The 14,290-nt window shown below is 50.7% G+C and carries 13 protein-coding genes; all 13 read right to left on the reverse strand.

What is annotated here, in order from left to right; translation table 11 throughout:
- Positions 1-18: 18 nt before the first annotated feature.
- The 13 genes from KU392_RS10865 to KU392_RS10925 all read right to left on the reverse strand — a co-directional run bounded on the left by KU392_RS10865 (position 19) and on the right by KU392_RS10925 (position 14,221).
- Complete coding sequence (locus KU392_RS10865) at positions 19-834, reverse strand: HpcH/HpaI aldolase/citrate lyase family protein (RefSeq protein ID WP_217735308.1); 816 nt, start codon at positions 832-834, stop codon at positions 19-21.
- Between the two features lie 19 nt (positions 835-853).
- The gene (locus KU392_RS10870) at positions 854-2,053 is read right to left on the reverse strand and encodes a CaiB/BaiF CoA transferase family protein (protein ID WP_169293903.1); all 1,200 of its coding nucleotides are present in this window, start codon (positions 2,051-2,053) and stop codon (positions 854-856) included.
- Positions 2,050-3,216, reverse strand: coding sequence for an acyl-CoA dehydrogenase family protein (locus KU392_RS10875; RefSeq protein ID WP_169293902.1), 1,167 nt, complete (start codon positions 3,214-3,216; stop codon positions 2,050-2,052). Before KU392_RS10875 ends, KU392_RS10870 begins: the two co-directional genes overlap by 4 nt.
- A gap of 15 nt (positions 3,217-3,231) precedes the next feature.
- On the reverse strand, positions 3,232-4,614 hold the full coding sequence (locus KU392_RS10880) for an MmgE/PrpD family protein (protein WP_217735309.1): 1,383 nt from the start codon (positions 4,612-4,614) through the stop codon (positions 3,232-3,234).
- A 17-nt stretch (positions 4,615-4,631) separates the two neighbouring features.
- The gene (locus KU392_RS10885) at positions 4,632-5,609 is read right to left on the reverse strand and encodes a Bug family tripartite tricarboxylate transporter substrate binding protein (RefSeq protein ID WP_343212446.1); all 978 of its coding nucleotides are present in this window, start codon (positions 5,607-5,609) and stop codon (positions 4,632-4,634) included.
- 101 nt (positions 5,610-5,710) lie between these two features.
- Positions 5,711-6,217, reverse strand: a complete 507-nt coding sequence (locus tag KU392_RS10890; protein WP_217735310.1) for a MaoC family dehydratase — start codon at positions 6,215-6,217, stop codon at positions 5,711-5,713.
- 332 nt (positions 6,218-6,549) lie between these two features.
- Entirely contained in the window at positions 6,550-7,323 is a 774-nt protein-coding gene (locus KU392_RS10895; protein WP_217735311.1) for a GntR family transcriptional regulator, read from the reverse strand.
- 49 nt (positions 7,324-7,372) lie between these two features.
- Positions 7,373-8,644 carry a TRAP transporter large permease gene (locus tag KU392_RS10900; RefSeq protein ID WP_169293897.1) on the reverse strand — a complete coding sequence of 424 codons (1,272 nt, stop codon included), beginning with the start codon at positions 8,642-8,644 and terminating at the stop codon, positions 7,373-7,375.
- Positions 8,641-9,267, reverse strand: coding sequence for a TRAP transporter small permease (locus tag KU392_RS10905; RefSeq protein ID WP_169293896.1), 627 nt, complete (start codon positions 9,265-9,267; stop codon positions 8,641-8,643). Before KU392_RS10905 ends, KU392_RS10900 begins: the two co-directional genes overlap by 4 nt.
- The gene (gene dctP / locus KU392_RS10910) at positions 9,260-10,249 is read right to left on the reverse strand and encodes a TRAP transporter substrate-binding protein DctP (protein ID WP_169293895.1); all 990 of its coding nucleotides are present in this window, start codon (positions 10,247-10,249) and stop codon (positions 9,260-9,262) included. The genes KU392_RS10905 and dctP overlap by 8 nt, the downstream gene beginning before the upstream one ends.
- Positions 10,250-10,404: 155 nt before the next feature.
- Positions 10,405-12,030, reverse strand: a complete 1,626-nt coding sequence (locus tag KU392_RS10915; protein ID WP_217735312.1) for an amidase — start codon at positions 12,028-12,030, stop codon at positions 10,405-10,407.
- A gap of 291 nt (positions 12,031-12,321) precedes the next feature.
- The gene (locus KU392_RS10920) at positions 12,322-13,035 is read right to left on the reverse strand and encodes a dehydroquinate synthase/iron-containing alcohol dehydrogenase family protein (protein ID WP_246587440.1); all 714 of its coding nucleotides are present in this window, start codon (positions 13,033-13,035) and stop codon (positions 12,322-12,324) included.
- A gap of 136 nt (positions 13,036-13,171) precedes the next feature.
- On the reverse strand, positions 13,172-14,221 hold the full coding sequence (locus KU392_RS10925; protein ID WP_217735313.1) for a bile acid:sodium symporter family protein: 1,050 nt from the start codon (positions 14,219-14,221) through the stop codon (positions 13,172-13,174).
- Positions 14,222-14,290: the final 69 nt, after the last annotated feature.

Here is a 14,290-nt window from a genome sequence, read left to right on the forward strand (position 1 = left end):
GCCTATCGGCCTGGCCTTTTACGCCGCTGCAAGAATACGCTGTGCCCGTATAAACAAGGGTTTATCCAGCAGTTTTCCTTCCAGGGCAAAAGCACCCAGTCCGAATTTCTCCACGCCTTCAAGTACCCTGTGAGCCCAATCAATTTCTTTGGCAGAAGGCGCATAGCCTTCATTCACGACATCAACCTGGGCAGGATGAATACACAGTTTTGCCCCAAAACCGTAACGACGGGAACGCGCCACATCAGCCTTCAGAACATCCTGGTTCCTGAAATCAACGGTCACGCCATCCACCGGTTTGGCCCTGCCTGCCAGACGGGACTGCAAAACCAGGGAAGAACGCACATAATCAAGTTCTTCCTGATCTCCCTCTATCCCGGCATCAATGGCAAAATCGACTGAACCGAAAGCCAGCCGGGAAACGCGCGTGGCCTCTCCCAGCTGACGGGCGTTGTTCCAGCCCTGGACGGTTTCAATCAAGGGGATGATTTCCTGCTGGCCGTGCAGGGTTGCGGCCAGCGCTTCAAGCGCCTTTGGGTTTTGTGCCTTGGGCAGCATGACCCCCTGGAATTTACCCGACCCCAACAAGGCCACATCGCTGGCATACCAACTGGTATCCATATCATTCACACGCAGCATGAGCCGCTCCGTGAATTGACTGGCCTGACTGGTTTCAAGCCACTGACGGATGCCTTCCCGGGCACTGTCTTTGGCATCGGGAGCCACCGCATCCTCAAGATCCAGAATCACCATCCCTGCATGACTGTTCAGTGCCTTTTCAAAGCGCTCCGGGCGGTCACCCGGCACGAATAAGTAGCTTTTTGCAGTCGGCATTTTTTTCTCCTGTTCCTGCCTAAATCACATGTTCGTCTTTAAACGACCGGATTTCCTCTTCACTATAGCCCACCTCGCCCAGCAGCTCATGATTATGCTCTCCCATGGCCGGTGCCGCTTGGGCAGGATGTACCCCCACCCGGACAGGAGATGCAATCGTGCGTACATTCCTGCCGGCATGTTCAAATTCGATAATGCGTTCCTGCTCCTGAATGAAGTCATTATCCAGCGCCTGAGCCACATCGTAAACGGGGGCGGCAGGGACTTTACCGGCAAATGCCTTCATCCATTCTTCGGTGCTACGTGTCGCCAGAACCGACTCCAGTTCTTCTTTCAGCCTATCCCTGTTTTCAAGACGATCCGGAAAACGCTGGTACTCGGGGCGGTTAATCCACTCGGGACGCTCAATGGCCATGCAAAGCGTACCCCAGAACTTTTCCTTGTTACACATCAGGAACACCCAGCCATCCTGTGTCCGGTACAACTGGCTAGGTGTTAAGGACGGATGGCTTGAGAAAGGTTCACGTTTCAGGGAGAATCCCTCATTCAGGTACCAGACACCCACATAGGCAAGGTTATGAATGGCGACATCATACAGGCTGACATCAACATCACGCCCTATGCCGGTTGCACGGGCACCCACCAAACCTGCCAGCATACCCATGGCAGCGGTTGTGCCCGTCATCAGGTCAATAATAGACAGGCCCATGCGGCTGGGCGGCCCGTCTGGCTCTCCGGTCAGGGACAGATAGCCCGCCTCGGCCTGCATCAGATAATCGTAGCCAGGCCAGGATTTCCTGGAACCCTCACGTCCGTATGCGGACAAGTGTGCACACACGATTTTTTCATTGTATTGTTTCAGGTCTTCGTAGGTGAGACCCAGTTTTTCGGGCAAATCACCACGCAGGTTATTGAACACGATATCGGCATTTTTCAGCAAACGATGAAAAATTTCCTTACCTTGTTCAGACTTCAAATTAAGCGTAATGCTTTTTTTGTTCCGGTTGAAGGCCTGGTAAAAATGACTGTCATTTTCCCCAAAATAATAGGGGCCGACATGACGGCCAACATCACCGCCATCCGCCTGGTTTTCGATCTTGATGACTTCGGCGCCCAGATCCGCCAAGTGCTGGGTACCGAATGGACCTGCCCCGTATTGCTCGACCGCAATAATGCGCACGCCCTTCAGGGGCAAACTGTTTAATGCGTTCTGGTTCATACCTTGTTTCTCTCTATCATTTGTTTGGCGATAATAATGCGCTGCATTTCATTGGTGCCTTCACCAATCAGCAACAAAGGCGCATCCCGATACAGGCGCTCAACGTTATATTCTTTGGAATAACCGTAACCGCCAAAAATACGCATGGCTTCCAGCGAGTTCTCCATGCCGGCCTCGGTGGCAAAGTACTTGGCCATTCCGGCTTCGGCATCACAGCGTTCGCCACGGTCATAAGCGGCGGCAGCGGCATACACCAGCAAACGGGCGGCTTCGGTACGTGTGGCCATCTCGCCCAGCTTCAGCTGGATAGCCTGGTGCTCACAAATGGGCTTGCCGAATGTTTTACGAATTTGTGAATACTGCAACGCTTCTTCCAGTGCCGCCTGTGCCACGCCCAATCCACGGGCAGCCACGTTAATGCGACCCAGCTCCAGCCCGTTCAGGACATACTGCAATCCCTTACCCTCCACACCGCCAATCAGGCATGACTCATCCACTTCATAGTCGTCAAAATTCAGCGAACAGGTATCAATACCCTTGTAGCCCAGTTTGGGCAGTTTCCGGTTAACAATAAAGCCTTTGCCCTTCTCGGCAATGAAAAGGCTCATGCCTTTATGCCTTGGGGTGGCATCCGGATCGGTTTTAACCAGCAATGCCAGGCAGTTGCCATACATGCTGTTGGTGATCCACATTTTTGAACCGTTAATAATATATTTATTGCCCTGTTTGCGTGCAACCGTACGAATGGCCTGCAAATCGGTACCGCAATCCGGCTCGGTCAAGCCAACACCCCCACGCAACTCACCGGTGGCAAAGCGCGGCAGGTATTTACGCTTTTGTTCTTCGGTCCCGTTTTTCTGCACGGCCATGGCCATGATCAGGTGCGAGTTGATAATGCCTGAAATGGACATCCACACCTTGGACATTCGCTCAATGATCTTGGCGTAGGTCTGGGTCGACAAACCCAGGCCACCATATTCCTGGTCAATGATGCAGCCAAACAGCCCCATCTCTTTCATTTTCTCAACAATTTCTTCCGGATAAATATCATCATGCTCCAGCTGGTGCACATGCGGGGCAACCTCAGAGGCCAGAAATTTATCCAGCATATCCAGAATCAGCGTTTCCTGTTCAACATCGTAGTTATTGCTATCTTTACTCATCTTATTCTCACTTGCTTATTGGGTACTTAATAAATTCATCAATTGGCTGGCACTTTGATTCTCAAGACCTTTAAGGGCTGAAGAAATTTGTGCAATTTTTCCGGCATCCAGCAGATTACCGGTGTTTTCCACGTATTTGGCCTCCACCTCGCCATTGGTAATCGGGCGGACATCGGCGCCACGGTTGATGGCCTCACGATGGGAAATGACCTTGCCGTCGTTCAGTGTCACCACGACTTCGCCCGAATAATATCTGGGGAAGTCGGCATCGGGATCGGGCACGCTAATAACTTTGGCTGCCAGCGCCAGGGTTTCGGGGTCGGTATAAGCTTTCTCATCCAGGGCATCCAAAGAGAAGCGGCCAAACCGCAAACCGGTGGCAACAGAGTAAGGAATACTGAACTGGGCTTCATAGGAATTGGCCGGTTTTTGCTTGTTTTCAGCAGGTTCGCAAACGGTTTTCATGACACCCGCTGGCACTTTGGCTTCAATCTTGAGAATATCTTCAAGATTGAACTGTTTGGCAATAATCGCAGCTGCATCGGTACATGCATGCGTGAAGTGGCAGGCCGGAATCGGTTTAACCGCAATATTCATCAGCTCCCATTCCTGACCAATCGTGCTGATGCTTTCTTCCAGACCTTCCAGTTTGAAGTCGGCGCCCAGGTGGCTGGCGTATAAACCGAAACGGCCCTCATAGGTTTCTTTGGGCCCAAGGAAGCCATGTTTGGCCAGGGAAGCAGAGGTAATGGCGGCATTGGCCGCCCAGCCAGGATGCACACGCTTGGTCCAGGCGCCATCTTGCAAGAACTCAAGGCTGCCCGAAGCCAGTGACAGGGTAATACCCTGGGCATGGGTCATTTGACCTGCATCCAGCTTATCCAGCCATGCAGCGGCCAGGGTCGCCCCAAACGCGCCAATCAAACCGGTTGGATGAAAACCCACTTGATGGAAACCACCCTTGGCAGCCGCCCCCAAACGGGTGGCCACTTCAATACCCACAATATAAGCGGTCAACAAGTCTTCACCCGATTTTTGCAGGCGGTGCGACTGGGACAGGACGGCAGCCAGCACTGGTGCCGTTGCATGAATCACGCCTTTAGGGTGTGTATCATCATAATCCAGTCCATGAATCAGCAAACCATTCACAATCGCCGCATCACGGGCAGGCAAAGACACATTCATGCCAATCACCGGTACGCCATTGGGCGTGGGTTCAGAAATGGCCAGGATGCCCGCCAGGGTTTTTTCAGCAAAGTCGTACTGGGTTGACGCATACGCAATACCCAGCGCATCCATAATCAGATACTTTGCCCTTTCCCTGACCTGTTCAGGAATGGCATTAAAGTTGATGCTTGAAATTTTATCGCTGATGAGCGAGGAAATGGTTTGGTTCATTGTCTCTACACCTTTACTTAATTGACTTTAGCGCCGGATAGTTCTACGGCAACTTTCCACTTTTTAATTTCAGATTCGATATAACGGGTGAATTCCTCTGGACTGTTCAGGACAGACAACGATCCAAGACCATTCAGGACTTTATCCACGTCTTCACTTTGCCAGTTATTTTGCAACGACTGGTACAACGTTTGAAGCACCTCATCGGGTGTGCCTTTGGGAGCGGCCAATCCAACCCAGGCAGTCGCCAGCACATCACCCAAGCCAGCTTCCTTCAATGTGGGTACGTCAGGCTGTGCGGGCACCCGCTTATCACTTAACACGGCCAATATTTTGATATGTCCTTTCTGGGCCATCGGAATCAGTGCGGGCCCGGTATCCACCATGGCTGTCACCCTGCCCCCTACCAAATCCGTCACGGCAGCCGGACTTCCCTTGTAGGGAATATGATCCATTTCCAGGCCAAGATCATGCTTCAGAAGCTCCATGGCCAAATGGCTGGTCACACCACTGCCTGCAGAACCATAGTTGTATTTTGTGGGATCGGCTTTCACCATTTCAACAAATTCTTTGGCGTTATTCACGGGTACGTTGGCATTCACCGCCAGAAACAGCGGCACTTCAGAAAGCTCGGCAATTGGGCTCAAGTCTTTCAGGGGGTCATAGGCCAAATCGCCATACAGGCTGGGATTAATGGAAAGCGTGCCGCTTGAACCGACCAGCAGGGTATAACCGTCTGGCTTGGCCCTTACCACATCCATGGTGCCAATAATGCCAGCTGCACCCGGTTTGTTTTCAACAATAACCGGCTGATTAAGACCTTCTTCCAGTTTCTTGGCGGCCAGACGCGCAATAATGTCCGTTGCCTGCCCCGGAGGAAAACCCACTACGATTCTGATGGGTTTTTCCGGATAAGCCGCCTGTGCACAAAATGAGAAAGCCATCATTCCCAATGTGCAGGCGCTGATAATATGTCTACGAATGGTATGTCTCACTCCTGTACTCCTTTAATTATCGTCATTTTTAAATTATTGATATCTTTGATGCTTCATCGCTCTTGGTGGCGACTTATACGGGCATTTCTTGCACCGATTATTTATTTATCACCCACACCGTGCCCCTCTTTGGCTACCAGGAAGGTACGCTCAAACACCATGATCTGCTCATTTTTTTGGTTGAAGGCTTTGGTTCTGACGGTCACAATACCTTGCGTTGGCCGTGATTTGGATTCACGCTTGTCCAGCACTTCAGACTCGGCATACAAGGTATCACCCGCAAAAACCGGGTTGGTCAACGCAATGTCTTTCCAGCCCAGGTTGGCAATCGCCTGGCCACTGACATCATTGACGGTCATACCCAGCACAACAGCCAGTGTCAGCCCGCTATTGACCAGCAGTTTGCCAAATTCACTTTTTTCCGCATGCGCCTTGTCGCAGTGCATGGGATGGTAATTCATGGTCATTAATGAAAACTGAATGTTATCCGCATCGGTAATAGTTCGGCCAGGACGGTGCTCATAAATATCGCCAATATTGAACTCTTCGAAGTAACGGCCGTAACGGGCACGGTAACGGTTTTCACCCACTTTTTGAGGGAATAACATTTTCTATCTCCTTGTATTTACTTGTTTGTCTATTTGTACGCCCATTTGTTTGTTTGTCCGTACAAATTAAAGAAAATGATAAATAGTAATTGAGAGACTGTCAAGCAAAAAATAGGGCAATATCCGGAAAATAAAATACCGTCCACCCGGGTGCGGCACGGTGTTGTGATGAACGGGATTTACAATGGGAGGAACGCTGAAGACAACCGTCATGCCAGCCGTTTCAACGGCCGGCAAATGCTTGGCATGGGACAGAAATTTGAGGTCTGAAATAAAGCCGGGCTGGCATCAACCTGATAAACCAGTCCTGCCAGAGGCTTTTAATACAGATACTATGCTGGAATATTGTTTTTCACAAAGACCGAGTTATAACTGAACCGAGTCTCGGGATGATGGCTGATGGACAGTTCGATCAGTTCACCCTTGCGATTGCGGTATTTGCGGGCAATACACAGGCTTGGACTGCCGCTTTTAACCTGTAAGGCATTGGCCTGTTTTTTAGTCAGCGAAGTTGCCGTAATGGTTTGCTCGACTTTAACCACGGTTTCTCCAAACTGCTTTTCAATTTCCGAATGAATGGCCTCACTGCGTTTACCCATAATCCCCTTAATGGCGCGAAAAGCCGGATTGATCCAGATTTCGGTATAGCTGATGGGCAGTTCGCTTTTTTCCGAGAAACGGTTTCCGATTAAAAACAACCAGGTTTCACCGGCCGAACCCTCTAGCATATCGGCCTGCTCAGCCGTAATCGTAATGATTTCGCTGCTTTGGATAACCAGCGAAGTATCGGTGGCATAACGATAAAAGTCGGAAATATCCATGATATTCTGGCTATAGGCCGTTGTCATCTGGGTTGAGATGACTTTTGAGCCAACGCCGGGCTGACGGGTAACCAGCCCGGATTGCACCAGTTTTTTCAGGGCTTCCCTTACCGTAAAACGACTGACACCAAATTGCACACACATATCCTGCTCGGTAGGCAGTAAATCACCAATTTGATATTTGCCATCGGTAATTTCATTGATGAGCGTGTTGGCCAATTGAACATACCGTGGCTGATTGCCTCTGATAAAAGCATCTCTATCTATTTCATGATTTGTATACATATTTTTGCAGTCTTGGTAAGCGTTGTACGCATTATAAACTTACATTAAGTTACTTAAGCAGGATTAAGGAAATTGCCGGCACAAAGGTAATCAGGCCCAGAGCAGCAACCCTGGTCAAGTAATAGGGCATTACCCCTTTTGCCACCGACTCAACCGGAATCTTGGCTATACCGCTCATGACAAACAAATTCAGGCCAATCGGTGGTGTCAATGTGGCTATTTCAACGTTGGCCACCATAATAACCGCAAAATGAATAGGGTCAATTCCCAAATGCGTTGCCATGGGAAACAGCAAGGGTGCCGTCAATACAATCATGGCCACCCCATCCAGAAACATACCCAGCACCAGCAGCACGGCATTGGCCAGGAGCAGAAACTGCCAGGGCTCCATATCCAGCCGTTCCATAAAACCAATCAGCTGCGCGGTTGCCCCCATCCTGGCCAGGATAAAGCCAATCAGGCTGCCTCCCAACACAACCGCAAAAATCATGGTTGCCTGCAGCAGGGAATCTTTGGAAATGCTCCAGATGTCTTTCCACTTCAGGGTCTGGTACACAAACACACACAGGACAATGGCATAACCCGCAGCAACGGCAGACACCTCGGTCGGTGTAAAAATACCCAGGTAAATACTACCCAAGACCAGCACGGGCATTGTAATGGCACCGGCCGCTTTGGGCGTACTCCGCACAAACCCCTTAAGATCGGCTTTTGAGGCCACTTCACCGTAACCGTTTTTTCTAACGACAAAAATGGTGGTCAGCAGTAGCATGGTTGCTTCCATCAGGCCAGGAACGATGCCGGCAATAAACAGCTTGTCTACCGGAATACCCACAATCGAGCCAATCAGAATGAATCCCAGGGAAGGCGGAATCATCAGGCCCAGTGTGCTGCCTACGGCCACCAATGCCGCAGAAAATTTTACCGGATATTTTTCCCGCTTCAGGCCCTCGATGGTTGCCGAACCAATGGCAGCGGCAGAGCCCACACTGGAGCCTGAAACCGCGGCAAAGAATATGCACGACAGCATCACCGTAATCGCCAGCCCGCCACGAATACAGCGGACGATACTGCCGATCAGCTCAATCAGAACACCCACAATATTGCCCCGGGTCATGACATTACCCATCAGGATAAACATGGGAATCGCCATCAGGGGATAACTGTTGATGGATTGGAAAGCGGTTTGGGCAATAACAGTCACCGGCACACTGGGCATGGACAGCACCAGCGCACTGGATACCAGCCCCATCGTGACGGCAATATGAAAGCCCAGCGCCAGCATACCCAGCAAACCGGCAAGCGCGACGAACAAAGTCATAATTGTGCTCCTTTGGAAACCGCATTCAGCACGTTCTCATCAATCCCTTCCTCTGGTTCATCCGAAACAAAAGGATCAATCCCTTTCAATGCATAGACAGCCACCATGAAGTAATACATGAACAACGCCAGGGCACCGACCGGAACCGCCAGGGAAACAATCCATAAAGGAATTTCCAGATTGGACTCTGAAACCATCCCCATCTTATGCAGACGCATTACCTGAAAAATTGAGGAGTAAAACAGAATGCCGGCAAAAGTCATTCCGGCCACACCGGCAAGCAACCAGGTCACTTTCTGCACTCCTGCAGAAAGTCGCTGCACCAGCAGCTCAGTACGGATATGGTAAAACCGGAAGCCTGCAATGCCCAATGTCAGGAAAAACGCCCATACCATCAGGAATCGCACCAATTCTTCAGCCCAGAAATAACTCACGTTGAAGAAAAACCGGCTAAGTCCTTCCACAATCATGATGGATGTAGAGAGCAATAAAAACAGCGTGGCCACCGACCAGATGATTTTGCCCAGGACATTCAAGTGTGAAATGGATTTTTTTTCCGCCTGCTTCCTGATCATTTTTTGCTCGCCGATAAAAACATCAGATTTAGCCAGAATGTTATCCATTTAGTTTGCACTCCTTTTTCACCTGGGCCAGCTCCTCGACAGCCTTGGCATTTTTTTCCACGAACTTCTGGTTGGCACGGGTAAAGCTGGCTTTCAGCTTTTCAACTTCAGCCGGGTCCATTTCACGGTATGTCGCCCCTTGCTGAACCATTTTCTGAATCAGCTCCTCATCTTTCACAATAGAGCTCTTCCACTGATCAACAATGATTTCCTGAAGAACCGTTCTGATCACGTCACTGTGCTCTTTGGGCAAGCTGTCCAGCCAGGCCTTATCGGTCACCACGGCAGAGGTGGTAAGCGCCATGCCAGGCACCGAAGTACCAAATTTGGCAGTGCTGCCCAGCACATCCGCCCATCCGGCCGGAGAGCTTAATACCCCGTCAATCGCACCTTGTGACAACGCCGCTGACATTTCGGAAGCCGCCATGGAAACCGGACTTGCCCCTATCGACTTCATCGGGTCCAGCATGATCTGTCCACCAATCACCCTGATCTTCAAGCCTGAAACATCTTCCTGTTTCTGGATATCCTTGTCTTTCATTAAAAACATCAAATCAGCGGTACGCAAAAAGCCTAAAACCGTCACACCCTTGGGCTCGATGTAGGAGTTAACCTGTTTGGTCAGTCCTTCAACAAAACAGTTATTGGTCATTTCCTGGGTGGTTAATGAAAATGGCAGGCTGACAATGCCGATACGGGGATCAAGCGCTTCCAGACGCGAAGTCACCGGCCAGACCATATGGACCGACCCGGTACCAATGGCGGCAATCCCGTTAATATCGTTATACAGTTGTGAAGCAGGAAAATACTTGCCCTTGACCTCCCCATTGGTTCGTTTTTCCACTTCTTCAATGAATTTCATGATGGAAGGGCTGGGGTTGGTGGTAATGGGAATTTCACCCGTAATGATCATTTCTGTTGCCGCGTGTGCGTTAACAGCCAAAAGGGTGGCAAGCAGTCCGGTAAATTGAATCGCTTTCATTAAATGTCTCCTGAAGTATTAATATTGATGTTGATGTTAATGTTGATGTTGCCGAGGCAAGACTTGAATTTTCCAAAACCGGTTCAGCACTCCGGCTTATCCGGTTTTGGCCTCCTTTACTGTTTTTCTTTCTGTACCGCTTTGTTTTTGTACTGCTATTTCTTTGGCCAGCCTGTCTGCATTTCAAACTGATGGGCCATAGACAGAATCCTGTCTTCACCCAAAGGACGACCAATTAATTGAACGCCCAGAGGCAAGCCCTGCGCGCCCCTCCCTGCCGGGAAACTGATGCCGGGCACACCCAGATAGTTGATCCCTCTGGTCCAGTACGACAAGGCTGAAAACCTTTTCTCAAGGATAGTCTCATCTGAACCAATCGTATCTGTGATTTTGGGCGCTTCACCCGGTGTGGTTGGCAATAAAAACGCATCCGCGCCTGGCATGGACTCTTCAAGAAAACGCTTGAGGAATACTGGACGCAAACGCAATACATCGTAATAATCCATGCCGGAAACAAAGAACCCGCGTGACAAACGGCGTCTTACCTGACGGCCGTATTTCTCGGGCTGGGTCATCAGCCAGTGCCGGTGAACCGCGGCAGATTCTGCCGCGAGCATGACCGAGGCCAGTTGACCCAGCAGGTCCAGATCGGGCAGTTTTGTTTTAACAAGCGTAAAACCCATTTCCTTGAAAGTCGCCAGGGTTGCCTTGAAGGCATTGAGCATTTCCTCAGTTAACAGGCTGCCAGCCTCAAGAACCGGATAAGCGATGGTCATGTTGGTATTGGGCGTATCCCAGTCAGGCAAGTTTGGCTTGACCGGCAGGCAAGACAAATCAACTCCGTCCGGGCCGGCAATGGCTGCATAGGCCTCCCCCACCAGCCGGACCGTTTGCGCCAGAGGACCCACACCATCAAGATTGGGAGACAATGGCATCACACCATGCAGGCTGGTTCTGTACTGGGTGGCTTTCAAACCCACCACGCCACACAAGGCGGCCGGCAAACGAACTGATCCGCCCGTATCAGAACCCAAGGCCAAGGGCACATGCCCTGCCCCCACCGACATACCGGCTCCGCTGGAGCTTCCGCCACTGACATGGGCAGTGTTCCAGGGGTTTTGACCGGGTCCGTAAGTTGCATTCAGGCCGGTCGGCGACATGGCAAATTCAGCCATATGCTGGGTACCCAGAATAAGGGCACCGGCCTGCTTCAGGCGGGTAATCATGGTGGCCTCTTGCGTGGCCACGGCCTCTGACTGTCTTAGGGTACCGCCCCAGCCAGCCCGTTTTCCTGTCTGATCAAACATGTCTTTGACGCCAACAGGAATGCCGTGCAACGCACTGGCCGATTTGCCTTCGGATGTTTCCTTATCTGCCCTGATGGCATCCTGCAAGGCCTCATCGGCATAAATATCATGCCAGGCCAACTTGCCGGGTGCCACATTGGCAATTTTTTCCAGGGAATCTCTGACCCACTGCTCGCTGCCCGCAATCCCCTCAGGCAATTGCCGCTCATGCCTGGAGGTTTGACTGGTCGGGCCCAAGGGTTCTGATGCATACTTCAGCAACACTTCCTGAAACGGCACATCAATTTCATTTATCCCCAATCCGGCACTCGCTTTGGAAACGGAGCGGGATAATCCCAACGCTGCCTGGCGGATATCCAGGATATCCGCTACCGGTGCTGAAAAACCATTATTTGCACAATATTGCAAAAGCACATCTGCATTAATCAAATCCGTTTTTTGTGCCTCCTTACCCAACTCGATACTTCTGTCCATTTGATCCAGTGCCTCCGATAAGTTCTTAAATTAGTTTGTACGGACATTATCACTTTATCAACAATCCAAGCAACTGGTCAAATGAAATTTTCTACGGGATTACCTGTAGACTGGCAAATAATATCGGTGTGAAAGCAGTACTCGTTCCCACGCTCCCGCGTGGTAACGCCTCCCCCCACCAACCAGCAACACAAACCAAAAACGGCTCCCACGCGGGAGCGTGGGAGCCAGAGAAAAAAACGCAGGAGCGGGGGGGAGCCAGAAAAAGTCCAGAAGAACCAGAATTCTCCTTTATGCAGGAAGCACGCCCTCGTAAGCATTCTGAAGCAATTGCCGCAATGCGTTCTTTTCAATCTTCCTGGGGTTGGGATATTCTTTTTGCAACGCCAGTTCACAGGCCACATCCAGGTCTTGTTCCTGCATGCCCAGTTCTCGCAAGGAAACACTTGCACCATGCCTTGCCGAAAACGCATGGATGGTTTGCGCAAGATCCGTCACGCCCAACGCCTCGTTCAGTTTTTGCAACTGGCCAAAAGCCGCAAATTGATTATAGGCAATCGCATGTGGCAATATGACGGTATGCAACCGGGCATGCGGCAAGTTGAAACTGCCGCCCAGCACATGACATAATTTATGGTGCAGCCCCATACTGGTACTGCCCAACACCGCGCCACACATCCAGGCTCCATATAAGGCCTGGGAACGCGCATCCACATAAGCCTTGGTGGAAACGGTTCCCTCTGACAGACACTGTTCAATAATCGGAATCGCCTTCATTAAGGCCACTACACCCTGAATGGCGAATGACTCGGTAATTGGGCTGCGATCATGGGCATACAAGCCTTCAACCGCATGTGCGATTGCATTGATCCCACTCACCACCGTCAAATCCAGCGGCAAATCAAGACTTAGCAGAGGGTCATAAATCACCACTTTGGGCAATACGGCGGGTGATTTCCCGGTTGTCTTGATACCCGCTTCGGTCAGGCCATAAATCTGTGTCATTTCCGAACCTGCATAAGTCACCGGTATGGCCATCACGGGAATGTGAACTGACCCCAAAAAGTTGGACACCTATTCAACTTTTTGGGGTCAGTTCACTCCAGCTTAGGAGCCAGAAGCCAGAGAAAAAAACAGCCCGTTATTTCACCGCCGATGAAACAACAGCGCCCTCCCCAACCTCCTCAACCTCCTCAAGAAATTCAAGCTCTTCCTTGCGCCCGGACAGCCGGGCGGCAATAAAAGCGCATACCATTAACTGAATCTGGTGAAAAATCATCAAGGGCAACACAATTGCCCCCACTGCCTGTCCAGCAAACAGGACCTGCGCCATAGGTAAGCCACTGGCCAGGCTTTTTTTCGATCCACAAAAGACCAGGGTAATACGGTCTTCAAGAGAAAACCCCATCAGCTTGCCAATCAAAGCCGTCAACAACAGCACAATAGCCAGTAACACAACACTAACCAGAACAAGCAACAACAAAGCCACCAAGGGCGTCTGGCTCCACAAGCCTTCATTTACCGCTGCAGAAAACGCCACATACACCACCAGCAGAATCGACCCCTGATCCACAAACTTCATGAGAAAACCATGACGGCTTATAAAACCGGCGGTGAAAGGACGGCTGAAATGCCCCAGTGCAAACGGAATCAGCAGTTGTTGGGTAATTTCCCAGATTGCTTCAAGGGCCAACTGCGAATCACTGGCGGCCGCACCATCGGTTATCAGCAAGCTGACCAGCATGGGCGTAATGAAAATACCCAAAATGCTGGATGAAGAAGCACTGCAAATGGCAGCGGGAATATTTCCACGTGCAACCGACGTAAAGGCAATAGCCGATTGCACGGTTGCAGGCAGCACGCACAAATACAGGATTCCTTTGTACAAATCAGGCGTAAACAGGGGTTCAAGAATGGGCCTGGACATCACGCCAAGCACGGGAAAGAGAATGAATGTAAAAGAAAAAATCAGTAAATGCAGGCGCCAATGGGTAGCACCCGCAATGATGGCCTGTCGTGACAAACGAGCCCCATGCAGGAAAAACAGCAGCGCAATGGCCAGGCTGGTCACCATTTGCGCCACCGGCATCCCACGGCCAGAGGCTGGCAAGACCGTGGCAACCAAAACAGCTACCACCAACAAAAAAGTGAAACGGTCAATTTTAAGAAAACGAAGCAGTGACTGAAACATGGGATGCACTTATGTTTAGGGGTTAATACGTTGTGTAACTGCCAGCCATATTACCCCATACAAGCCTTG

This window comes from Advenella alkanexedens, from assembly GCF_019132845.1.
In the GTDB taxonomy this organism is placed as follows: domain Bacteria; phylum Pseudomonadota; class Gammaproteobacteria; order Burkholderiales; family Burkholderiaceae_B; genus Advenella; species Advenella alkanexedens.

What these genes read in the sequence shown, in the direction of transcription:
- KU392_RS10905 (WP_169293896.1), bottom strand. Translation starts at nt 9,267, where the DNA reads ATGGATAACATTCTGGCTAAATCTGATGTTTTTATCGGCGAGCAAAAA.
- KU392_RS10880 (WP_217735309.1), bottom strand. Translation starts at nt 4,614, where the DNA reads ATGAACCAAACCATTTCCTCGCTCATCAGCGATAAAATTTCAAGCATC.
- KU392_RS10920 (WP_246587440.1), bottom strand. Translation starts at nt 13,035, where the DNA reads ATGACACAGATTTATGGCCTGACCGAAGCGGGTATCAAGACAACCGGG.
- dctP (WP_169293895.1), bottom strand. Translation starts at nt 10,249, where the DNA reads ATGAAAGCGATTCAATTTACCGGACTGCTTGCCACCCTTTTGGCTGTT.
- KU392_RS10870 (WP_169293903.1), bottom strand. Translation starts at nt 2,053, where the DNA reads ATGAACCAGAACGCATTAAACAGTTTGCCCCTGAAGGGCGTGCGCATT.
- KU392_RS10865 (WP_217735308.1), bottom strand. Translation starts at nt 834, where the DNA reads ATGCCGACTGCAAAAAGCTACTTATTCGTGCCGGGTGACCGCCCGGAG.
- KU392_RS10875 (WP_169293902.1), bottom strand. Translation starts at nt 3,216, where the DNA reads ATGAGTAAAGATAGCAATAACTACGATGTTGAACAGGAAACGCTGATT.
- KU392_RS10915 (WP_217735312.1), bottom strand. Translation starts at nt 12,030, where the DNA reads ATGGACAGAAGTATCGAGTTGGGTAAGGAGGCACAAAAAACGGATTTG.
- KU392_RS10900 (WP_169293897.1), bottom strand. Translation starts at nt 8,644, where the DNA reads ATGACTTTGTTCGTCGCGCTTGCCGGTTTGCTGGGTATGCTGGCGCTG.
- KU392_RS10890 (WP_217735310.1), bottom strand. Translation starts at nt 6,217, where the DNA reads ATGTTATTCCCTCAAAAAGTGGGTGAAAACCGTTACCGTGCCCGTTAC.
- KU392_RS10925 (WP_217735313.1), bottom strand. Translation starts at nt 14,221, where the DNA reads ATGTTTCAGTCACTGCTTCGTTTTCTTAAAATTGACCGTTTCACTTTT.
- KU392_RS10895 (WP_217735311.1), bottom strand. Translation starts at nt 7,323, where the DNA reads ATGTATACAAATCATGAAATAGATAGAGATGCTTTTATCAGAGGCAAT.